This window comes from Mesorhizobium sp. WSM4822, from assembly GCF_055811155.1.
The window spans coordinates 17,665-39,140 of sequence record NZ_JBVVQM010000025.1; the positions used below are offsets into that span (position 1 = coordinate 17,665).

Below are 21,476 nucleotides of genomic sequence, written 5' to 3' on the forward strand. Positions count from 1 at the left end.
TTGATAACAACACTTGCTACAAACCGCCCGATCTGGCCCTGAGCGGCCGGTTGCGAATGGGAAATTCCGGCGTCAGGCGCTCGGTGCGAGTTTATGTCGGCGCACTCCAAATGTCCCTTACCAGATCGCGCATCAGCAACGCTTCGGCCCACCGGTCTGTCGAGTCATTTGCAGTTCGTGTTGTGATTGCGTAGGGACGTGGTCCAAGCTCGCACGTAAAGCTTAGTATGGCGTCAGACTTCGAGCGGCGGCGCCAGCTAGCGAAGCCGTAGCGCCACCATCCCGCGAAAAGATCCACCCACATCTGGTGATGGGGGAAGGAAATCTCGATTTGGACCTGTTCGCGTGATGCCACTCGGCCGTGAAATGCCCATGAGGAATCCAAGATCTGCTCAATCAGTCGATGATTTTCGTCGCTCACTGGCCACGCAAATTCACGACCTACAAGGAAATGCGACAGGTCCGCGAGAAGCGGAAGGTTGGGCGCGGCTTCCAACAAATCGAGGGTGTAGAATAGGTCGGTCGTGAGTCGATTGCGGTGTGTCTCGAAGTAGACAGGCAGACCAGCGTCTTCGCTTATCTTTATCCAACGCTGAATAAGATCGACTCCGTCGCTTAGCCGGCGCAGCCTTACGTCTGGTTGCACATTGAAATGCAGTGCGCCAAGCTCACCAGCTAAATCGATCTGAAGCTTCAAATCATCATCGGTGGCAGGTGCCCCACATGCTTCGAGAAGCAGGCCGGTTCCCCTTAGAGCCCCTTGAAGCGCCTGTGTCTGCTCCTTATTCCCAACAAAAGCGCTAACGCCATCGAAGGATCCGTCCGCAATCATGCGGAGGTTCTCGTCTAGCGTTCGCTCAAACCCATCAGGCTCCCGTCGTTCCATCGCCCAGAGCGATTGAAGAACCTTAAGTTGTTGCATCAGACCTCCAGTATCATTGATAACCCCATTTGGTAGCTTTGCGCGTCCTGAGCGGCTTCGCCAAACCGGGCCTGGGCGGGTGCAGTCGATTCATTCGTGCGCGCGCTCGCGCTTCGGTTAAGCTGGAGAGCTCAGGCATGGCCGGGCTTAATCCCAGGATATTTGCCACGTCAAGCTGGCCCGTTGCGCTGTCCAAGTCCCCCCATTCGATGTAGTGAGATTTTTCCCTGGCGTTAATAGACCACAACGCTCCTGATCGACTTGCCCTCGTGCATGAGATCAAAGCCCTTGTTGATGTCGTCGAGCTTCAGCGTGTGGGTGATCATCGGGTCGATCTCGATCTTGCCGTCCATGTACCAGTCGACGATTTTTGGCACGTCGGTGCGGCCGCGTGCGCCGCCAAAGGCAGTGCCCATCCAGGTGCGCCCGGTGACCAGCTGGAACGGCCGCGTCGAGATCTCCTGGCCGGCACCGGCCACGCCGATGACGACCGACTTGCCCCAGCCGCGATGCGAGGCTTCCAGCGCCTGGCGCATCACCTTGGTGCTGCCGGTGCAGTCGAAGGTGTAGTCGGCGCCGCCGATCTGGTCGGCGCCGCGCTTGGTCATGTTGACGAGGTGAGGCACAACATCGCCGTCGATCTCCTTCGGATTGACGAAATGCGTCATGCCGAATTTTTCGCCCCAGGCCTTCTTGTCGTTGTTGAGATCGACGCCGATGATCATGTCGGCGCCGGCAAGGCGCAGGCCCTGGATGACGTTGAGGCCGATGCCGCCGAGGCCGAAGACGACTGATGTCGCCCCTTGCTCGACCTTGGCCGTGTTGATCACCGCGCCGATGCCGGTGGTGACGCCGCAGCCGATGTAGCAGATCTTGTCGAAGGGAGCGTCGGGATTGACCTTGGCCAGCGCGATCTCGGGCAGCACGGTGAAGTTCGAGAAGGTCGAACAGCCCATATAGTGGAAGAGCTTGTCCTTGCCGATCGAGAAGCGCGACGAGCCGTCCGGCATCAACCCTTGCCCCTGCGTGGCGCGGATGGCGGTGCACAGATTGGTCTTGCGCGACAGGCACGACGGGCACTGCCGGCATTCCGGCGTATAGAGCGGAATGACATGGTCGCCCTTCTTGACCGAGGTGACACCCTTGCCGACGTCGACGACGATGCCGGCGCCCTCATGGCCAAGAATCGCTGGAAAGAGGCCTTCAGGGTCGGCGCCCGACAAAGTGAACTCGTCGGTGTGGCAGATGCCGGTTGCCTTGATCTCGACCAGCACCTCGCCGTCGCGCGGCCCATCGAGCTGCACGGTCATGATTTCAAGGGGTTTTCCGGCCTGAACGGCAACGGCCGCGCGTACGTCCATATCAATGTCCTTATGGGTTATAGTAGGGCGAGGTCCCAGAGGTGGTCGTCTGGGAGCTATCCGTTTCCAATGTGGCTTACGGGCCATTTGAACTTTGGGAGAGACAGCATCGGAAATCAACTTTGATCTGATAGCCTCTCGGGTCGATGCAAGGCAAGCAGCACCGCGCTTGGCCCGTCCGGCGGTTAAAAGTCCGAGGTGCTTAGGATCCATGGATGATCTTGCTGCTGAGTGGCGAGCCGTGCTGGGCGAATCCTGTGTCGCAGCTCTCGAAACCGACGTCACTGCCGATCCTATAGAGGACTCGACAGACGCGTCCGATGGCGACGGCTACATTCTTAGGCATAAACTGCGATTATATCGGTCGTTTTTTTTTCGCCTTTCAGAAGCCCGTAATCGCAACATATGATTTCACCCTATATTCATCGGCGAGTACCCTGAGGCAAAGCCGGTGGTTTGCGCATTCGCCAGCTAACCATCTTCTATCTCGGAGGGCCAGATGAGGTACTGCGACAGGGATGGCAGACTTATGCCCAGGATCCCAGGGTAAGTGATTAACGACATGACCTCCGACATTATCGGCAGTTCTTGGAACCGCTGGTAGAGCCACTCAAGAATACACATTGAACCGCGTTTTTTCGAAACTAGAATGTCAGCGAGGGAAGCAACCGAATACACGCAGAATGTTCGCAAAGGCATATCAACATAAACAAAGGCGTAAAGGGGAAAGCACATGGGAGTTTTCAAGAGCAACGGCGAGCGAGTTCCAGCTGCAATTAAGGCCATGGCGGAACAGACGCATGCGGGTCGTATGGATCGGCGTGAATTTCTGGCTCTCGCGACTGCCTTCGGCGCGTCTACCGCAGTTGCCTACGGCATGATCGGTCTTGCAGCGCCCACAAAAGCCGCGGCTGAAGAGCCAAAGAAGGGCGGAACGCTGCGCGTCTCAATGTTCGTTAAAGGTCAAAAGGACCCTCGGACCTATGACTGGACGGAAATGGCAAACGTCACCCGCTCGTGGCTCGAGCCGCTCATCCGCTACACGCGCCAGTTCACCTTTGAGCCAGTTCTGCTCGAAAGCTGGGATGTCAGCGACGACGCCACCGAATACACGCTGCATGTGCGGAAAGGCGTTACCTGGAACAATGGCGATGCTTTCAGTGCTGAGGATGTGGTCGCCAACCTAAATCGCTGGTGCGAGAAAGATGTCTCGGGCAATTCCATGGCGGGACGTGTCAGCGGGTTGGTCGATGTCAAGACCGGCAAAGCTAGGGACGGTGCGATTACTAAGGTCGACGACCATACGGTCAAATTGAAGCTCTCCGCGCCCGACATTACGCTGATAGCAGGGTTCACTGACTATCCGGCGCTTGTCGTACATCGTGACTTCGACAAGGACGGCGCCGACCCGATCAAGAAGCCCATCGGTACCGGAGCATTCGAACTGGTGTCCTATGAGGTCGGCTCCAAGGCGGTCGTCAAGCGTCGCGAGAACGGCAGGTGGTGGGGTGGCGAAGCGCCCCTCGACAGTGTCGAGTTCATTGACTACGGCGCCGATTTCAGTGCCTCGGTGAATGCTTTCGATTCCGGTGAGATCGACCTTAATTTTGAGACGCCGTCGGACTTCATCGACATCATGGACAAGATGGGCCTGGTCAAATCCGAAATCGATACAGCGAATACCTTGATTTGCCGGACGAATACGACCCACAAGCCCTACGACGACAAACGGGTGCGCAACGCGCTGCAGATGGCAGTCGACAACACCGCCGTACTGCAGCTTGGTTACAGTGGCCATGGCACAGTCGGCGAGAACCACCATGTGAGCCCCATTCATCCAGAGTACTATCCGCTCCCGAAAAAAGCGCGCGATATTGCGGGTGCCAAGAAGCTGATGATGGATGCTGGACAGGCCGACTTCGAGCACGAGATAATCTCGATCGGCGACGAATGGCAAAAGAACACCGGTGACGCAATCGCTGCTCAATTGCGCGAAGCCGGTATCAAGGTTAAGCGCACCGTTATACCGGCCTCGACCTACTGGAACGACTGGAACAAATACCCCTATTCCACAACGCAATGGTACATGCGCCCGCTCGGGGTTCAGGTCCTCGCATTGGCATACCGCACTGGGGAGGCTTGGAACGAGACGGCCTACTCCGACCCTAATTTCGACGCCAAGCTCAAAGACGCGCTGTCGCTGACAGACGTTGCCAAACGCAAGGAAGTCATGAAAGACGTCGAGCAGATCCTGCAGGAGTCCGGCATCATGATCCAGCCGTTCTGGACGAAGCTCTACTGCCACATGAACAAGAAGGTAAAGAACTACGCCATGCACCCGACCTACACAATGGAGTTCCAGAACGTGTGGCTGGACGCCTAAGCCCGTCTCGTGGGGGCGCATTGGGCCGGCACTTTTTTCACTTCGGCAGCTGCCGGCCCATTTTGAAAATCAATGTCCGACGATCATCCTCGCCGAGCCTTTCCGACGACGAGTTGGTGCAGCAGATGCACGACGACCTTTTGGCTGAAGGAAGAGAACGAGGAAGCATCGTGCTCGAGCGCGGGCTTCGGCAGGCCTCGTCTCTCACGTCGATGGCAGCTGCCGACTCATTGTCAGTACAAGGGACCAAGCATCGGTAGTAACCAGGCGTGATGAAGCCGCTTTCCAGCTTTGCTTGTGCTCTGAAGGACTGCCTTGTCCCTTTGAACATCTATACTCCATGCAGTAACTTGCATCCGGTTCCGATCCGTATCTTCGAAAGCGCTTCCGCATTTTCCGACCGTGGCTGAAGGGCCCGCATAGGCTCCGGCATGCCCTCTGCTCGCTGACCCACCTGCGAGCGGTATTCGGTCCCTCTAATTGGAAGCGCTCCCGAAACGCAGTTGCTTAAGGGTCGCGTCGTAGGTGACGGCGCGACGTTGGCAACGATCCGGCCTTGCGGCGCACTAAGCGTGATCAACGTGCATATTACTTCGGGAAGCCTTGGAGCATGTCTTGCTGCAGGGAACGAATCTCACAAATCCGTTGCAAGTGATAACACAGCTTTGGCATCCTTCGAAGGATCCGCTATGTGCTCGGGTGCAACGGTCTGCCCAGCTTCTATAATCCGTTTGCCGACCATGTAGGAGCGCGGGTCGTTCATTGCATCGACAGCCAGGAGCCGTATTCCGCCGTAGTACCAAATCGACAGTGACCGATCATGATCGCCCTTTCGTTGGACGATCAGATCGTAACCGGTATTCAAGCCAGCTATCTGCAGCTTGACGTCAAATTGATCCGACCAGAACCAAGGTTTAGCCTCGTAGTTCTCGGACGCACCAAGGATGTTTCTGGCGACCAGTTCGGCATGGTCGATGGCATTGCCGACGCTTTCAAGTCGGATGCGCCTGCCGTCATAAGGGAAGGAGGCGCACTCCCCGGCTGACCAAATGCTGGAGTCCGAAGTTCGGCCTTGGCAGTCGGTGCGGATGCCATCTTCGATCTCAAGGCCCGCTTCCTCGGCGAGGCCGGTTCTAGGCGTGACCCCAATGGCAACAATGACAAAATCAACCGGGATGTCCATGCCATTGGAGAGCACGGCGCAGGAAACCCGGCCTGGCCCGGTCAGACGGTCTAGTCCCACATTCTCAAGAATCTTAACGCCATGCTTGGAGTGCAGATTACGGAAAAAGTCGGACGTTGGCGGCGCCGCGACACGCTGGAGAATCCGGGGGGCCATCTCAATCAGCGTAATCTCAAGCCCAAGCTTGATCCCGACGGCGGCGGCCTCGAGCCCGAGATACCCGCCCCCGATAATAAGCAGCTTCCGTCCGGGTTGGAATTCTGTAGCCATTGCGTCGGCATCGGCGAGCGTTCGAATCGTATACACGCCTCTCAAATCGCCGCCCGCCGTCGCCGGGATCCGCCGTGGGCCGGAGCCCATTGTCAGCGCAAGCTTCTCATAAGGGATTGATTCATCGCCCGCGAACAGTGTCTTAGCCGACCGATCGATCGACGTAACAGGTGCGGACAATTTGAGTTTGATTTCATTCTCTTTCCAGAACGAGGGTGCGCGAAGGTAAAGCCGCTCCAGGTCCATATCTCGAAGAAGATAGCCCTTGGACAGCGGCGGCCGTTGATAGGGCGGCGCGGGCTCTTCGCCAATAAGCGTTACCGGCCCGTCGTACCCCAAGGCCCGCACCTTGGCTGCGAGCGACGCCCCGGCTTGACCGGCACCAACGACGACGATGCCGGCCATGAACAAATTCCTTCCGCAGATCGGGACTTACTTGCCCGAGCGTTCGACGATCGTCCGAGGACTCATACCTGCTTTTGGGGCATGCGAAGAACAAGTCCTTCCAATGCATCATTGACCCTGATCTGACAGGTCAGGCGGGAGCGGACAGGATCTGGCTCGAATGCGAAATCGAGCATATCGTCTTCCATCGCCTCTTTCGGCGGGAGCTTACCCACCCAGGTCGGGTCGACATAGACGTGACAGGTCGCGCAGGAACAGGCGCCGCCACAATCTGCCTCGATACCGGGGATGCCGTTGTCTCGGGCTCCTTCCATGACCGTGGCGCCGCGAGGAACGTCCACAACATGCTCCCGACCATTATGTTCCACGTAAGTGATCTTGATCATCGCGATCTCCCTAGACCTCTAGTGCCAACAACCTGCAGACCCGGCGAACCGCGCTCGGTGTATTACTTCTTTCGCATTTCTTTCAAGCGGGCTCGGGTGCGGGCCGTAGATTCTTCCGTGCCATCATGAAAAGTACCAAACCATTTATCGAGAGGCACTTCCGCCTCGCCGTAGTTGCACTCGAAATAACGGTGATGAAGTTGGTGGAAAAAACCTCCTACTTTCAGTCCGGAATCGCTGTCCTCTCCAGCGGTCATGATCTCGTAGCCAGAGTGCCCACTGATTGCCAAAAGTACCTTTTGCTGCAGGTGGAAGAGGAAGTGTATTGGATGTGAGGGAATCACCATATGGACTACAACGGAGCTCAGATAGATGATGTGCTCGACAGGGTGCATCGACATCCCAGACCACGGGCCGACGTTCACGTTGCGATGATGTAGAGAGTGAAACCTATTATATATTGGCCCCCAATGCAGTAAGCGATGGATCCAGTAAAAGTGAAACACGCCGTATATTGGCAAAACCACAAACCAAAGGACACACCATATAGGGTGTTCAGAAAAACTCAGCATCGGCGCATAGCCGTTGGCGTATGCCCAGAGGCCCAGAACTTCATATGCCGTCCAAATCGTCACCCCACTAGCAATCGACCAAAACACATTGTCCAGGAATTGGCTTTTGAATGTATAGAGGCCGTTTTTCTTATGAAAGGGGCGGGCATCATACCGCAGATGGTTGCCTTGTCTTTTAAAAGTGTAGAGATATAGATGCATCCCTCCTGCCACGAGAACCATCAGAGCGAGGTTGCGTAGATAAACGGCCGCGATCCAATCGAAAGCAAAGGTTCGTGCTGTTTCCAACGAAGGCGATAGGTAGAACCACGTCAGGAATGACACGCCAACCACGAGCAACCGATCCGATATCGGTAGCCAAGAATTCCACAGTACCTTCAGCCCAAGGATCGGTCCGCGTTTCAAGTTGAACAGCGACCGGTCCTCCAGCGGAAGGTCGGGATGGTAGTTCCAGGTCGATTTCCCCGGAAGCGTGGCATCTGGCTTCGTAGTGTCGTGTGTCATGAGAGTCACTCACCTATGCTTCGCACGCCCAACGAGGCTGTCTCGCCGAGCCGAGCGACGAAGTTTCCAGCTCTGGAGGTTCTATGAGAATCGTTACGTCGCCGCAGCGAAAGCACCCAACGCACGCCGCCGATTGAACAGCGCCTCGATCCGTTGCTCCTGAGAGAACATAAGATGCGCGTGCCGAGAGCTCAAAGGAAAATAAAATCAACCAGAGTTGAGTGTAATGCATTGAACCGCGCCGGGGTTGGCCTGAGGCTCCAACCTAGACAGCGGCGTGGGCGCCGGAGGGCCAGCCAGGTGTCCGAGCTGATGAAGGCTCTCGAGGGAGAGAACCCGCTAATTCAGACAGGCCAATGACAAACTACGCAATTGTCCGCCTATTTTGCGATGGTGAGCTCGACCGCCGGTCCAAGCCAATAATTGCCTTCATCGACGATCGCCGCGCTGCGCGTGGGTTGAGCCTATCTGCAAGGTGCTGCGGATCGCCCCTCGACCTATCAACACCATGCTGGCAACCGGCGCGATTCCGGCCATACCTGTCAGCCGGGGCGAAGCGCGATGAGGCCCTGAAGGTGACGGCCCGAGGTGTGTTCGAAGAGAACAACCGCGTCTACGGCGCGCGTAAAGTTTGGCGGGCGGGACAATACGGACGCGTCAGCCGCCTTCCGTTGACCTGAAAACATTTTCTGCCAGATCAACACCTGATCGTAATCGCCTTTATGGGCCGGCCTCTCTTTTGCGTGGCGCTAACACTATGACGTTTGGCATTGGGATGCTGCTTGGTAAGCTCGCATTCATATGGGGTAATCGCGGGAGCGGCTTGCCCTGAGAATTTCATGGTTTTGGAGGGTGGCTATTCCTCGCTAGGATGAAATACGGAAACGCGACTGGATGCCGGGCGCAACCATCTAAGGGAGCAAGGCCATCGCAAAACAGATTGGTCTCGACGTATCGATGAAAGAGGCGGCAGTGCGATCCGACGTGAAGGCGAACGCATCTGGCGGGGCAAGCGTGCCTCTGATCCCTGGGTCATTGCTGAGCTTATCCGGGCGCCAGCCGTAAAAACGCGTGAGACGGCAATTGTCGAAACACGGGCGTAGATCGCCTGTGTCGAGGAGAAAGCGATCCCGAAAACGCGGCGGCGCGTAAGGAGCGCAAGGCGCCGCGGCCCCGAGCCTGGCGCGCGTCGAACAGGGGATTGAGCCTGATGGCATTGCCTGCCAGTGTGGTTGCAGCGACAGGCATCATCCGGATGCAAGTGCTCGATGTTAGTGATCTGATCAAGCTCGGAGTGGACAAGGTCCTGCTCTACCGTCGCGCGCTTTTCGCGTGGCCTGGCCATCCCCGCCTCCTCGATTCGCCTCGCCGCAGCGCAGCGTGGAATCGTATTAAACGTCCAAGAAAGCCCAAAAACATCGCAAATCCTGCAATCCAAAAGCGAGTTAACGGGACGTGCTTGAAGGCCATCGCCAAATGAGATCAGTCTGCCCACTGTGGCACGCTGACTCGGCGCCAGCCAAGATCTTCGAACAAGGCTTCAAACTGCCCCGGCCAGCGGCATCCTTGGCCTTGCAAAGCTGCCTTGTTCCAGGATTTGTAGGCCAGCGAATTACCCTCCGGCCCACGTCGGAAAGCACGCCCATTGGCCGCCATCTACGTCCACGGATACGATCCTAAACACCCCCATTACGCATGGTAAATTCCTGGCTTGCAATGGACACTAAAGGGCCGCAGCGTATGCTTGTTCCAATAGCCACGCACGCATTGTTGACGCGGGCCTTGAGAGCGGCTTCCTGTTGTTCCAAGCTAGACAAAAGCCGACAGGGTCACGCATCGCGACGTCGGAAAACCTGACGAGTCTTCCCTGACGCACCATCGGTCTCACCAGTGAGTCCCATCCTAGCGCTAGGCCTTGATTTGCCTCAGCTGCCATAAGGAGAGCCGAATATCTGTTAAATCTGCTCCCGCGCAATCCTTGGTAGGGAACAGATGCGCTTTGAAGAAAATCATGCCATCGAGGCCAATGCGGGTTGTTCCAATCCACATGAAGTAGAGGAAGGACTGACAAGTCTGATGGCTTAGTAAAGCGATGTTCTTCTGCAAACTCCGCACCACAAACAGGATAAATAAGGTCTTTGGACAGGGGTTCGGTACTTTCGTTTGCCCATATTCCTGCGGCAGGTCTTACAAAAAGGTCTACCTCGGCGTTACGAAAATCACGAACTTGATCCGAAATAAAATGATTGACCGTAATACGCGGAAATTTGGTCCAGAAATCTTCCATTCTTGGCATAAGCCAGTGCGTTGCGAAAGCATCAGTACACGCGAAAGTGACGATTTCCTCGTCCTTTTCAATCCTTAAGGCCTGGACCGCTTCAGAGCAACGCGACAGACTAGCGGCTACCTCGGAGAACAAGTCTTGCGCGGCCGCGGTCAGCTGAACTCCATTTTTATGTCGGATGAAAAGCTTAAGACCGAGTTCATCCTCTAGCGCCTTTATCTGCCGGCTTACCGCACCGGCAGTTACGTTCATTTCGTCTGCAGCGCTTTTAAAGTTCGCATGCCGAGCCGTCGCCTCAAACACGGCCAAAGTTGTCAATGGCGGGAGGTTATAGTACTTGCGGACGATCGCTCTTCTCCATTAAATCATACGGAATCCGAGCAACATGAATGCAATTCAGAAGCATTGGTCTGCCCGGATCAAGATAAACAGCCTGCGCTGCTTCTTTTGATCGGTTCACAGTAACTCGCGACAAAGCCGATTGCAAGAGAAACTCAAAGGTACTCCCCATTCTCAAGGGGTGAGAAACCTTGGAGCAACCCCCTTTACACCTGGAGGGATCAGAACATAGGCTGTTTAAATCGTATGCGGCTTATCAACCAAAGACACAGCTACTGCTGGTTTCATGGCCATCCCGCGTCGCGCTTCGGCGCATTTGGCGTAGCGCGGACGGGGAGGTGAACCCTCGGCGAATTGATGTTGACGGCATTGCGAACATATTCGCGGCTGGAATGCTTAACGGTCTCATGTTCGGCGACGTTCTCGCCAGAGATCTTGAACGCCTTCGTTTCGTCGGTCATCAAATGGGCGGAGGGGCTCGATGGGCCTCGAGCATGCGCTCCGCGGCGCGCCTGATGATCTATCTCGGGCGTCCGGAGTGCTGCAGCGCAGGGCTGGTGTCGGCAAATGGGGCGCCTGGATGTCCGACAGCGGCATTTCGATTTCGGTTATTGCAACAAGGCCGAGGGTTGCGCGTCGATCATGATGATCACGCCGCAGGGAAGGATGTGGCGACGGTGAACCTGGCAGGAATTCTGAGCCAGACCCCACTCTACCGAAGGTACCGATCCCATCAGCTTCCGGAAGCAGCGCTGCGCAAACAGCTGCATTCAACAAACCCGATCGAACGATAAAGTGGCACGGCGATGTCTTCGGCCTGTTTAACAAACGGCGAAGCCGCATCCGCTCGCCGCAGCCCGCATAGGAACCCACCGAAGCGTGTCGATGAGTACATAAATTGTCTCTATAGCAGCGGCAAAATAATGAAGGCACAAGACGTGAGTTTTGACCTCTCCAAGTGCCCAAAATGATTATACGGTGACCTTCTCTACATGCGCGCCCGCTCCGGTGAGCGACCAAGGCCTCACACAAGTATGTTTATTATAGAATGTTTTCTCATGACTCTTGCCGACACCCATGCTCCCGCTTTGTCCACGAGGAAGGTCAAAGTCAGCAACTTGCCCTCAGAACTGACCGTCAGTGGGTGGTTCGCGAATTTGCGGGATATAAATCTCGCTGCACCGCTGTCTGGTCGGGTCGACGCTGATTGGGTTGTAGTGGGTGGGGGATGGTTCGGTACTAACGCGGCCAGGCGCATAGCAGAGCTTCGTCGCCAGGATTCGGTTCTGCTGATCGATGCAGGCGAAATCGGCAACAACGCGGCGGGGCGCTGCGCTGGCTACGCGATCGATCTTGCGCACAACCCTCGCAACGCGAATTTTGTCGAAGATGAAAAGGGGAACATCGAAGAGCGCGACATCAATCTGGAGGGCATAGCCTATCTGCGGGATGCCGTGGAGAGGTATGACATCAAATGCGATTGGAGCCCTGAAGGAAAGACGCACTCGGCTGTGACCGCGAGAGGCCAGGCTTGTCTTGCAACTTTTGCTCAAGCACTCGATCGGATTGGAGCAGAATATCAATGGTACGACGCTCGCCAGATGAAAGAGATGGTTGGCAGCTCGTACTACACGAGAGGACTGCACACCCCCGGAACTGTCCTACTGCAGCCAGCAGCCTTGCTCCGCGGCATCTCGGCCAATCTCGGAGACAATGCGAAAGTCTATGAAAAGACGCCAATCCTTGAGGTTGTGTACGGCTCACCACGCCATGTCCTACGCACGGCTAATGGAGAGATCCATGCCAAGAACATCATCCTGGCCAACAATGGGTTCATCTCAGAGTTTGGCTTCTACGAGAATAGTGCCATCCCGGTTTACACATATGCGAGCATGACTCGTCCCTTGACGGCTGCGGAAAGCGCGAGAATCGGTGCGCGAGCCACCTACGGCTTAATTCCGGCGGAGAGCTTCGGGACCACAGTGCGCAGGACCGCTGACAATCGGCTTTTCATTCGGAACATCTACGACTATGCCGACGGTTTCCATACCACCGGAACGCAGATCGCCCGCGCCAAGCGCAGTCATCAGAAATCGTTCGATCGCCGTTTCCCTGAAATATCTTCGATCGGCTTCGAATACACCTGGGGTGGCGCCCTTAGCCTGGCGCAGAACGGCGGTTTCGTTTTCGGTCAACTGAGTGACCGGGTTTTCGGGGCGGGCTTTTGCAACGGCACTGGCGTCTCCCGCGGCGCAATCTACGGAAAGGCCGTAGCCGAGCTCGCCTGCGGTCAGGACAGCAAGCCCATCCGCATTCTGCAGAACAAGGCGAGGCCGAGCCCGGCTTACCCAAAGCTCATCACCTCGCTCGGCGTCCGATATTCGACCAGATACCGGCTCTGGAGAGCCGGGCGTGAAGTATAGCCGCGCTAAAATTAATTCAGGAGTTACGAACATGGCTAATCTGAGAGGAATAAACCTTGCGATGCAGACCCCCTTCCATAAGGACGGGTCGATCGATTTCGTGCGTTGGGACAGGCTGCTCGACCAATATTTGGAAACCGGGATGCACGGCTTCGTGCTCAGTTCGGGCACCGGCCAGCATGCCTATCTCACGGAGGAAGAATGCAACAAGCTGTTCGCAACAGGCGTAAAGCGCATTAATGGTCGTGCAGCGATTACTGCGCAGACCTCGGCTTTGAACCTGCAAGAAGTGATCCGTCGCTCGAAGGCCGCGCAAGATGCCGGTGTAAATGCGCTGATGATCCTGCCGCCTTTCTTCGAGGGCCCGAAGCACGATGATGGCATTTTCGCTTTCTACGAAGCGGTCTGCAAGGAAGTGTCTATCGACGTCATCGGCTACAATATCCCCGGAGCGACGGGCATCGAACTCACTCCTAAGCTCTATACCCGCTTGCTGCAATTGGACAATTTCAACTTCATCAAGGACAGCTCAGGCGATCTATGCAAGCAGCAGGCGCTGTTGGCATGCGGGGGCAATATCCTGAACGGCGCCGACCCGAACGCACCGTTCTCCTTCATGTTGGGTACGGCAGGTACGATTTGGGGCTGCGCCAATATTTTTCCGCGCGAGGCGGTCCAGCTCTTCAACCTTATCGATAGCGGCAACCACGCCGAGGGCCTGAAGCTGTGGCAGTCAATGTTCCCGATCGTCGCTTACTGCTGGCAGAACGATTACATCCCGGCCGTCAAGGCGGCATCGCGCCAGATGGGCTTTGACGGTGGCACTGTGCGCGCGCCCGTTTGCGAGGTGGGTCCGGACGAAGAGGTAAAAATAGCAGCGGCTCTTAAGCCTTTGCAGTTGGCGAGGGCAGCCTAGCCGAACGAGCCAGTACGGCAGTGTCAACCTGGAATCCCGATGATGAATAGCCAAGAAGCTCGCTTGCGCAATGACCTTGCCGCAGCGTTTCGCTGGACCGCGCGGCTCGGTTTGCACGAGGCGACTGCGAACCATTTCTCGGTCGCGATCGATGGGGAGGGCGGTCGGTTTCTCATGAATCCGAACATGGCGCATTTCTCCCAAATCAAGGCGCGGGATCTGCTCCTGCTCAGTTCGGCCACGAATGAGGCGCCGAGAGGTCCTGACGCGCCAGACCGCACAGCGTGGGAATTGCATTCATACCTTCATCGGAACATCCCGCGGGCGCAGTGTATTCTGCACACCCACATGCCCTACGCGACGGCCTGGAGCTGCCTGGAAGATCCGGAGATCCTGCCGATTTGCCAGAATTCGGCGCGATTCTATGGCAACGTAGCCTACGACAAAGACTACGGCGGGATGTTCGTCGATTCCGAGGAGCCGGGACGAGTCGCTAAGCTCCTCGGTGACAAGGATGTCGTGCTCCTTGGCGGGCACGGCGTGATGGTGGTGGGTCCCAGCGTGGCGCATGCCTTCGATACGCTCTATCACCTCGAACGCGCCTGTATGAATCTCGTGCTGGCCTATTCCACTGGGAAGCAAGTTAAGCGTCTGCCGCATGAAGTAGCGGCTAAGACGGCGCGGCAGTGGCGAGAATACCGGGGATTCTCCGAAGGGCACTTTCGCGCTCTCGTCTCGATACTCAACAAGGAAGACCCGGGTTATCGGCTGCAGCCGGCTGTCGCTGCCTGAGAATTGGAATTTCCATGACAAGTTTTACTCATAATGATGCCCTCTCGATCGCTGCTGCGCTGAGGATGCCTTCGCGCCCGTTCATCGGTGGCAATTACCGCACCGCCACGGCCGGAAGATCATTCAAGAGCGTCAACCCGGCCACCGGAGAAGTTCTTGCGGAAATCGAGGGCTGCAGTCCATCCGACGTGGATGCCGCTGTGGCGGTCGCGAAAGCTACGTTCGAGTCCGGCGTGTGGTCGCAGAAACACCCGTCCGAACGCAAGGCCGTGCTGCTGCGTTTTGCGGAGCTCATCAACAAGAACCTGCAGGAGCTCGCGGTTCTGGAAAGCCTGGATTCGGGCAAGCCTATCACCGACTGTTTGACGGTCGACGTGCCGTTCACGGCCAGCACCATCGCGTGGCACGCTGAAGCCCAGGATAAGCTGTTCTCCAGAATCGCGCCGACCGACAGCAATGCGCTCGGGATGATCATGCGCGAGCCGCTGGGTGTGGTGGGCCTCGTGCTTCCTTGGAACTTCCCGATGCTCATGGCTGGCTGGAAGCTGGGTCCGGCCTTGGCCACCGGGAATTCGGTGGTGCTGAAGCCGTCGCAGATGACGACATTGACCGCACTGCGCATGGCCGAATTGGCGGTCGAGGCCGGGATCCCGGCGGGTGTCCTGAACGTCGTGACCGGGTCGGGTGAGGTTGGAGAGGCGCTCGGTCTTCACCGAGACGTCCGGGTGATTTCGTTTACTGGTTCTACCGAAGTCGGGCGAATGTTCCTGGACTATTCCCGACGCTCGAACCTCAAGCGAATAGTGCTGGAGCTGGGCGGAAAGAATCCCGCCGTTGTGTTGGCCGATGCGCCTAGCCTCGATTTTGTGGCCGAGCAGCAGGCGTTCTCAATTCTGACCAACATGGGCCAGAATTGCGCCTCGAACAGCCGCCTGATCGTGCACAGGGCAATCAAGGACGAATTGGCCGAGAAGATCGTCGCCGCTTGCAGGAACTGGAAACTGGGCGATCCTCTCGAGCCGGCCACACAGCTCGGCCCAGTGGTGGGCGCAAACCACTGCAACAACATCAAGAAGTATCTCGAGAAGGGACGCGCGGAGGGTGCGACACTCGCCTGCGGCGGTAACCAGTTGGATCGGCCCGGGTACTTCATCGAGGCGACGGTGTTCGACCGCGTCACGCCCGATATGACCATTTACCGCGAAGAGATCTTTGGCCCCGTGCTCACCATCACCGAAGCGCGGGACGACGATCACGCGATTGAGCTGGCCAACGACACCGAATATGGCCTGACTGCGTCGCTTTACACCACGGACGTGGGCAAGGCTCACAAGCTTTCGCGGCGGATCAACGCAGGCACAATCTCTGTGAACTGCTACTCCGAAGGTGAAATCTCGACCCCCTTCGGCGGCTTCAAGCAGTCCGGCTTCGGGGGACGCGACAATGGCTTGGAGGCGCATGAGCAGTACACGGAAGCGAAGACCGTCTGGATGAACTTGGCGGCGCCGGCCCGGCCCGGAGTGTAGACGATGAAATCGGTCCGAGTGGTCGAAGGGAATGCGCAGTTCGTCGCGCAGGACATCGAACGTCCGGCACTGCCCGCGGGCGCCGTGCGTGTCCGCATACAGGCTGCGTTCTTGCCCCCCTATTTCGATCATTTGCCTTCAGGGAGCTGGCAGACGCCTCCACGACCCTTCACTCCCGGTCAGTGCGCGATTGGCGTCGTCGAAGAAACAGCCGATCCGGACTGCCCGTTGCGTCAGGGCCAGTCTGTGTATTGCGACATGTATATCGAAGGTGCGGGATCTGAAGCCGATCATGGATTTATCGGCTGCTTCGGGCTGACGCCGGCCGCAAGCCGGCATCTCGCCAAATGGCCGAACGGTACCTTCGCGCAGGAGTTCGTCGGACCCGAACATTGCTTTACACCCGTCCCCGATAACGTGCGAACGCCGCCCGAAATTCTGTGTCGGCTGGGATGGTTCGCAACCGCCTTGGCCGGCTTTAGGCGAGGGGGATTCAAGCCTGGCGGGGTCGTCGCGATCAACGGTGCCGCGGGTCTGCTCGGCACCTCCGCTGCTGTCGTGGCCTTGGCCACCGGAGCGGCCCAAGTGCGCCTTGTCGGGCGCAGGACGTCAGTTCTCCAGCAGCTCGCTGCTCTGGACAGCCGCATCGTGGTCGAAGGCCCGGACGATCAATCCCCGCTGGACTTCGTCCTGGACTGCGCGGGAGGCGACAACGCCTTGACATCCGTCGCCTTGTCGGAGCGGCTGCGTCGCTTCGGGACTATCGTGTTTGTCGGTGCCCTAACCGCGCGTGCGGCTTTCAACACAAGCCTGTTGATGCGCAACAGCAACAGCGTGGTGGGTTCGTTCTGGTTCCCCCACGAGTTGGCAGCAGACGTGCTGGCACTAATCGCCGCGGACGCGATCGATTTATCGGCTTTCCGCGCTGAAACTTTCGATACCGATCAAATCGTAGCCGCGATGATGCACAGCGTCCAGCACTCTGGCGGGCTGGTTCATATCGCGCTGAAACCTTGAACGAGAGTAAGATGTCCACTCTTCCGGAAGAAGTACAGGTAGTTATCATCGGCGGCGGCATTGGCGGCGCGTCGATCGCGTACCACTTGGCCAAGCGCGGCGTATCAGATGTTCTCCTGTTGGAACGTGACCGGCTGACATGCGGCACGACCTGGCATGCAGCAGGTCTCGTTGGGACGCTTTGGCCCACGAAAAATATGACTCAGCTCGGCGCCTATTCGCACCGGCTCTATCAGGAACTCGAAGCGGAGACCGGCCAGGCGACTGGGTACAAGCGGAACGGGTCGATTTCGCTTGCGCAGACCACGGCGCGGCTTGAGGAATTGACGCGCACTGCTGAGATGGCACGAGTGTTTGGCGTCGAAGTCGAGGTGGTCGGGCCAAAAACGCTTGGAGAACTTTATCCCGGCATTGACACCAGCGATCTGGTCGGTGGGCTCCATTTGCCGAAGGATGGGCAGACCAACCCGATCGATGTCACCATGGCGCTGGTCAAGGGTGCGCGCATGAATGGCGCTACCGTGCGCGAGGGCGTGACCGTCACCAGGATCCTGGCGGACGGCGGCAAGGCGACGGGCGTGGAGACCAACCAAGGCACGATCCGCGCAAGGAAAGTGGTTCTGACCGGCGGCATGTGGTCGCGCGACCTGGCCAAACAGGTCGGGGTGGTGCTGCCGCTGTTTGCCTGCGAGCACTATTATGTTGTGACCGAGCCGGTCCCAGGTTTGCCCGGCAAACCGCCGATCATGCGCGACCTGGACCACGGAGTCTATTTCAAGGAGGACGCAGGCAAGCTCCTGATCGGCTTCTTCGAGGACAATGCCAATCCGCTGCCGATGTCCAAGGTGCCCGCTGATTTCAGCTTCGGCCAACTGCCTTACGAGATCGAGCATTTCGAGAAGTATCTCGAGAGGGCCATGATCAGGTATCCGGTGCTGGAGAAGATCGGCATCTCGACTTTCTTCAACGGGCCGGAGAGCTTCACCACGGACAATCAGCACCTGATGGGAGAAGCGCCGCTTCTGAAGAACTTCTTTGTTGCCTGCGGCTTCAACAGCCGTGGCATTGGCGGCGCCGGCGGCATCGGCAAGGTGATGGCGGAATGGATAGACCTTGGTTATCCGCCGATGGACGTTTGGGAAAGCGATTGCCGCCGCGCCATGCCGTTCCAGGGCGATGAGACATATCTGGAAAACCGGGTGGCCGAAGCGCTCGAGCGTTCCTACGCCATGCACTGGCCCTACTATCAGTATCGCTCCAGCCGAGGCATTCGCAAATCGCCTTTCTACGACCGCCTCGTTGAGATGGGCGCGGTACATGGCGAGGTCGCAGGCTGGGAACGTCCGAATTGGTACGCGCCGAAGGGCGTCAAACCGGAGTATGAGTATAGCTACGGCCGCCAGAACTGGTTCCCCTATGCCGCTCAGGAGCACAACAACGTTCGAGAGAACGTCGGCTTTTACGATTTGACTTCCTTGGCCAAATTCAAAGTCACCGGCCGTGACGCCGAGACTCTCCTGCAGCGGCTCTGCTGTGCCGACGTCGCGGTGCCGGTCGGCAAGCTGGTCTATACGCAATGGTTGAACGAACGCGCCGGGATCGAAGCGGATCTGACCGTTGTGAAGATGGGCGAAGACGAGTTCATGATCGCCACACCCTGCGGCAGCCATGTGAAGGACTGGTCCTGGCTGCTGACGCACGTCGCGAAAGACGAAAATATTGAAATCACCGATATCACCGATCAGTTCGGGGTGGTCGCGCTCCAGGGCCCGAACGCTCGCGCGGTCTTCCAATCCATGACCGAAGATGACCTTTCCAATGAGCAGTTCAGCTTCGGGACCGGACGCTGGATGAGCGCCGGCGGAGTGCGGCTTTGGGCTCAGCGGATCTCCTATGTGGGCGAGCTCGGCTGGGAGATCTACATTCCGATCCAGGAGGCTTTGGCCTTCCTCGACGCGCTTCTGGAGGCGGGAAAAAAATTCGGTCTGCGTCCTGCCGGGATGCACGCGGTGGACGCGTTACGCATGGAGAAGGGCTTCCGCCACTGGGGCCACGATATCGTTTACGAGGACAACCTCGTGGAAGCCGGGTTGGCCTTCACGGCCAAGCCAAACAAGAACACTCCCTTCATCGGGCGCGATGCGTTCGTCGACCAAAAGGCTGCCGGGATCGGCAACAAGCGCATGGTCTGCTTCCTTCTGGAGAACTCGGAGCCGCTGCTTTTCCACAACGAGCCGATCCTCATGGACGGCAGGCCAGTCGGATACCTGACGTCCGGGAACTATGCGCATTACCTGGGGGCGGCAATCGGCATGGGCTACGTGAGCGCCGACGAGCCCGTCACAGCAGAATTTATCGCCAAGGGCAAATTTGCAATCCAGGTCAACGGTCACCCTGAGCCAGCGAAGGCCAGCCTTAGGCCATTCTACGACCCGGCATCCGAGCGCATGCGCGCCTGAAACCCCTAACAATTTAAAAGCTTGGAGCTATCGTTCTATGAACAACCAATTCTCACTCGACGGCAAAGTCGTCCTCATCACCGGGTCCACGCGCGGGCTGGGTTGGGCGTCGGCTCAAGCTGCTGCAGAGGCTGGTGCAACAGTGGTGCTGCACGGGCGCAACGAAGCTGCCGGGAAGGCGCGAAAGGAAGAACTCGAGGCGAGAGGCTTCAAAGCTGACTACTTGACGTTCGAAATGGCCGATCGCGATGCTGTCACTGCAGCGATCCCCACGATCATTCAGCGCCACGGCAGTATCTGGGGGCTCGTGAACAACGCAGGCATGCTGCTGCACAATGCCATCTGGGACGAAACCGTCGATACCTATGAGCGGATGATGGCGGTGCATATGGTTGCGCCGTTCTTGCTGACGCAGGCGGCAGCCGCGGAAATGCGGAAGGTGGATGGCGCGGATCGCGGCCGCATCATAAATATCTCGTCGATCGCGTTCTCTAGCCCGCGCGCCGGAATTTGCAACTACACCTCGGCCAAAGGCGCGATCGTAGGGTTCACGAGGGCCGCATCAGCTGAACTGGGAGCATTCGGTATACGCGTCAATGCGATCGCTCCCGGGTATTTCGTTACTGAAATCAACAAGGAACGGCTCGCGGACGAGACATTTGCGAACAAGATCAAGGTGCGCACGCCGTCCGCACGTTGGGGCGACCCTTCAGAGCTGGGCGGCCCAACCGTGTTCCTTCTGTCCACCGCGTCGTCTTACGTCAACGGCCAGCTGCTATTTGTCGACGGCGGCATGAGCCACTTCCTTCACAGCGTTTGAGGAGAACACCTATGGCTGGTCGTCTTGATGGTAAGGCAGTTCTCGTCACCGGCGCCGGGTCCATGGGCCCTGGGTGGGGTAACGGGAAAGCTGCTGCCGTGCTCTTCGCTCGCGAGGGTGCCAAGGTTCTGGTAGCGGACCTGAACAGAGATGCTGTGGAGCAGACTGCAGGTATAATTCGGGGTGAGGGCGGAAAAACAGAAATTTTTGTAGGAAACGTAACCGACGAACAGTCTGTCAAAGCCATGGTAGCAGCGTGCGTGGGCGCGTTCGGTACCCTGGACGTCCTACACAACAACGTAGGTATTCTCAAAGCAGGAAGTCCAGAAAATACTACCGTCGAGGACTGGGATCGGATACTCAACATTAATACGAAGGCGTTTTTCTTGCCTTGTAAGCATGCCTTGCCGCAAATGCTTAAGCAAGGATCGGGCTCGATCATCAACATCTCGTCAATCTCCGGCTTCCGCAATCTCGGCGCGCCCTACATCGCCTACAACACGTCGAAGGGAGCTGTTGTATCGTTCACCCGTAATCTTGCGGCCACCTATGCCGATAGGGGTATTCGCGCGAACTCAATCCTCCCGGGAATCATCGATACGCCAATGGCGAGGGACGCAACCATTCAGACAAGCGGGAAGTCGGAGGCTGAGATCGATTTTGACGCTTTGGCCAAGGCGCGCGCTGGACGCGTTCCCATGAAACGGACCGGCACGGCATGGGACATCGCGCGGACCGCTCTGTTCCTGGCAAGCGAGGATTCAGCCTACATTACCGGGTCGGAGATCTATGTGGACGGGGGGTTGAACTGCGTAGCTTAAGCGCTTTGTGCGAACCAATGTTGCTTTGGACGAGCGCCGGAACGCTGCTGTGGCGGCATCGGTCTCTCCGCCCTTTCCGATGTATGTCGAGCG

At 57.6% G+C, this 21,476-nt stretch carries 16 protein-coding genes, 1 pseudogene and 1 other annotated feature; of the genes and pseudogenes, 10 read left to right on the forward strand and 7 right to left on the reverse strand.

Features of this window, described 5'->3' with window-relative positions:
• Positions 1-91 precede the first annotated feature (91 nt).
• Together AC0L3E_RS32650 and AC0L3E_RS32655 are read right to left on the reverse strand one after the other, a co-directional pair.
• Entirely contained in the window at positions 92-922 is an 831-nt protein-coding gene (locus AC0L3E_RS32650) for a sugar phosphate isomerase/epimerase family protein (RefSeq protein WP_473606632.1), read from the reverse strand.
• Between the two features lie 233 nt (positions 923-1,155).
• Entirely contained in the window at positions 1,156-2,283 is a 1,128-nt protein-coding gene (locus tag AC0L3E_RS32655) for an S-(hydroxymethyl)glutathione dehydrogenase/class III alcohol dehydrogenase (RefSeq protein WP_473606633.1), read from the reverse strand.
• Between the two features lie 733 nt (positions 2,284-3,016).
• Between AC0L3E_RS32655 and AC0L3E_RS32660 the strand changes: the two genes are divergently transcribed.
• Entirely contained in the window at positions 3,017-4,666 is a 1,650-nt protein-coding gene (locus tag AC0L3E_RS32660) for an ABC transporter substrate-binding protein (RefSeq protein ID WP_473606634.1), read from the forward strand.
• A 634-nt stretch (positions 4,667-5,300) separates the two neighbouring features.
• On the opposite strand, the gene AC0L3E_RS32665 is transcribed toward AC0L3E_RS32660, so the two are convergent.
• The 3 genes from AC0L3E_RS32665 to AC0L3E_RS32675 form a co-directional block, all read right to left on the reverse strand.
• Positions 5,301-6,524: an NAD(P)/FAD-dependent oxidoreductase gene (locus AC0L3E_RS32665; RefSeq protein WP_473606635.1), complete on the reverse strand. Its 1,224-nt coding sequence runs from the start codon at positions 6,522-6,524 to the stop codon at positions 5,301-5,303.
• A gap of 62 nt (positions 6,525-6,586) precedes the next feature.
• The gene (locus AC0L3E_RS32670; RefSeq protein ID WP_473606636.1) at positions 6,587-6,910 is read right to left on the reverse strand and encodes a 2Fe-2S iron-sulfur cluster-binding protein; all 324 of its coding nucleotides are present in this window, start codon (positions 6,908-6,910) and stop codon (positions 6,587-6,589) included.
• Positions 6,911-6,972: 62 nt separating this feature from the next.
• Complete coding sequence (locus AC0L3E_RS32675; protein ID WP_473606637.1) at positions 6,973-7,986, reverse strand: sterol desaturase family protein; 1,014 nt, start codon at positions 7,984-7,986, stop codon at positions 6,973-6,975.
• A 377-nt stretch (positions 7,987-8,363) separates the two neighbouring features.
• Positions 8,364-8,479 (forward strand) — a sequence feature (AL1L pseudoknot).
• A 717-nt stretch (positions 8,480-9,196) separates the two neighbouring features.
• Between AC0L3E_RS32675 and AC0L3E_RS32680 the strand changes: the two genes are divergently transcribed.
• Positions 9,197-9,466 carry a hypothetical protein gene (locus AC0L3E_RS32680; RefSeq protein ID WP_473606638.1) on the forward strand — a complete coding sequence of 90 codons (270 nt, stop codon included), beginning with the start codon at positions 9,197-9,199 and terminating at the stop codon, positions 9,464-9,466.
• 243 nt (positions 9,467-9,709) lie between these two features.
• On the opposite strand, the gene AC0L3E_RS32685 is transcribed toward AC0L3E_RS32680, so the two are convergent.
• Positions 9,710-10,573 (reverse strand): LysR substrate-binding domain-containing protein, encoded by an 864-nt coding sequence (locus AC0L3E_RS32685; protein ID WP_473606639.1) that lies wholly within the window; start codon positions 10,571-10,573, stop codon positions 9,710-9,712.
• A 386-nt stretch (positions 10,574-10,959) separates the two neighbouring features.
• Positions 10,960-11,121, reverse strand: a pseudogene (locus AC0L3E_RS32690) (IS1595 family transposase); the annotation flags it as partial.
• A gap of 546 nt (positions 11,122-11,667) precedes the next feature.
• Between AC0L3E_RS32690 and AC0L3E_RS32695 the strand changes: the two are divergent.
• From AC0L3E_RS32695 to AC0L3E_RS32730, 8 genes are read left to right on the forward strand one after another with little or no spacing between them, the layout of a single operon-like run.
• Positions 11,668-13,032, forward strand: coding sequence for an NAD(P)/FAD-dependent oxidoreductase (locus AC0L3E_RS32695; RefSeq protein WP_473606640.1), 1,365 nt, complete (start codon positions 11,668-11,670; stop codon positions 13,030-13,032).
• Between the two features lie 31 nt (positions 13,033-13,063).
• Positions 13,064-13,948, forward strand: coding sequence for a dihydrodipicolinate synthase family protein (locus tag AC0L3E_RS32700; protein WP_473606641.1), 885 nt, complete (start codon positions 13,064-13,066; stop codon positions 13,946-13,948).
• 39 nt (positions 13,949-13,987) lie between these two features.
• Complete coding sequence (locus AC0L3E_RS32705; protein WP_473606642.1) at positions 13,988-14,740, forward strand: class II aldolase/adducin family protein; 753 nt, start codon at positions 13,988-13,990, stop codon at positions 14,738-14,740.
• Between the two features lie 14 nt (positions 14,741-14,754).
• Complete coding sequence (locus AC0L3E_RS32710) at positions 14,755-16,266, forward strand: aldehyde dehydrogenase (protein WP_473606643.1); 1,512 nt, start codon at positions 14,755-14,757, stop codon at positions 16,264-16,266.
• Positions 16,267-16,269: 3 nt separating this feature from the next.
• Positions 16,270-17,283, forward strand: a complete 1,014-nt coding sequence (locus tag AC0L3E_RS32715; protein WP_473606644.1) for an alcohol dehydrogenase catalytic domain-containing protein — start codon at positions 16,270-16,272, stop codon at positions 17,281-17,283.
• 11 nt (positions 17,284-17,294) lie between these two features.
• The gene (locus AC0L3E_RS32720) at positions 17,295-19,742 is read left to right on the forward strand and encodes a GcvT family protein (protein ID WP_473606645.1); all 2,448 of its coding nucleotides are present in this window, start codon (positions 17,295-17,297) and stop codon (positions 19,740-19,742) included.
• A gap of 37 nt (positions 19,743-19,779) precedes the next feature.
• Complete coding sequence (locus tag AC0L3E_RS32725; protein ID WP_473606646.1) at positions 19,780-20,562, forward strand: SDR family NAD(P)-dependent oxidoreductase; 783 nt, start codon at positions 19,780-19,782, stop codon at positions 20,560-20,562.
• A gap of 11 nt (positions 20,563-20,573) precedes the next feature.
• A complete protein-coding gene (locus AC0L3E_RS32730) occupies positions 20,574-21,383 on the forward strand; it encodes an SDR family NAD(P)-dependent oxidoreductase (RefSeq protein WP_473606647.1) in 810 nt (269 codons plus the stop codon).
• Positions 21,384-21,476 lie beyond the last annotated feature (93 nt).

What these genes read in the sequence shown, in the direction of transcription:
- AC0L3E_RS32650 (WP_473606632.1), bottom strand. Translation starts at nt 922, where the DNA reads ATGCAACAACTTAAGGTTCTTCAATCGCTCTGGGCGATGGAACGACGG.
- AC0L3E_RS32655 (WP_473606633.1), bottom strand. Translation starts at nt 2,283, where the DNA reads ATGGACGTACGCGCGGCCGTTGCCGTTCAGGCCGGAAAACCCCTTGAA.
- AC0L3E_RS32660 (WP_473606634.1), top strand. Translation starts at nt 3,017, where the DNA reads ATGGGAGTTTTCAAGAGCAACGGCGAGCGAGTTCCAGCTGCAATTAAG.
- AC0L3E_RS32665 (WP_473606635.1), bottom strand. Translation starts at nt 6,524, where the DNA reads ATGGCCGGCATCGTCGTCGTTGGTGCCGGTCAAGCCGGGGCGTCGCTC.
- AC0L3E_RS32670 (WP_473606636.1), bottom strand. Translation starts at nt 6,910, where the DNA reads ATGATCAAGATCACTTACGTGGAACATAATGGTCGGGAGCATGTTGTG.
- AC0L3E_RS32675 (WP_473606637.1), bottom strand. Translation starts at nt 7,986, where the DNA reads ATGACACACGACACTACGAAGCCAGATGCCACGCTTCCGGGGAAATCG.
- AC0L3E_RS32680 (WP_473606638.1), top strand. Translation starts at nt 9,197, where the DNA reads ATGGCATTGCCTGCCAGTGTGGTTGCAGCGACAGGCATCATCCGGATG.
- AC0L3E_RS32695 (WP_473606640.1), top strand. Translation starts at nt 11,668, where the DNA reads ATGACTCTTGCCGACACCCATGCTCCCGCTTTGTCCACGAGGAAGGTC.
- AC0L3E_RS32700 (WP_473606641.1), top strand. Translation starts at nt 13,064, where the DNA reads ATGGCTAATCTGAGAGGAATAAACCTTGCGATGCAGACCCCCTTCCAT.
- AC0L3E_RS32705 (WP_473606642.1), top strand. Translation starts at nt 13,988, where the DNA reads ATGATGAATAGCCAAGAAGCTCGCTTGCGCAATGACCTTGCCGCAGCG.
- AC0L3E_RS32710 (WP_473606643.1), top strand. Translation starts at nt 14,755, where the DNA reads ATGACAAGTTTTACTCATAATGATGCCCTCTCGATCGCTGCTGCGCTG.
- AC0L3E_RS32715 (WP_473606644.1), top strand. Translation starts at nt 16,270, where the DNA reads ATGAAATCGGTCCGAGTGGTCGAAGGGAATGCGCAGTTCGTCGCGCAG.
- AC0L3E_RS32720 (WP_473606645.1), top strand. Translation starts at nt 17,295, where the DNA reads ATGTCCACTCTTCCGGAAGAAGTACAGGTAGTTATCATCGGCGGCGGC.
- AC0L3E_RS32725 (WP_473606646.1), top strand. Translation starts at nt 19,780, where the DNA reads ATGAACAACCAATTCTCACTCGACGGCAAAGTCGTCCTCATCACCGGG.
- AC0L3E_RS32730 (WP_473606647.1), top strand. Translation starts at nt 20,574, where the DNA reads ATGGCTGGTCGTCTTGATGGTAAGGCAGTTCTCGTCACCGGCGCCGGG.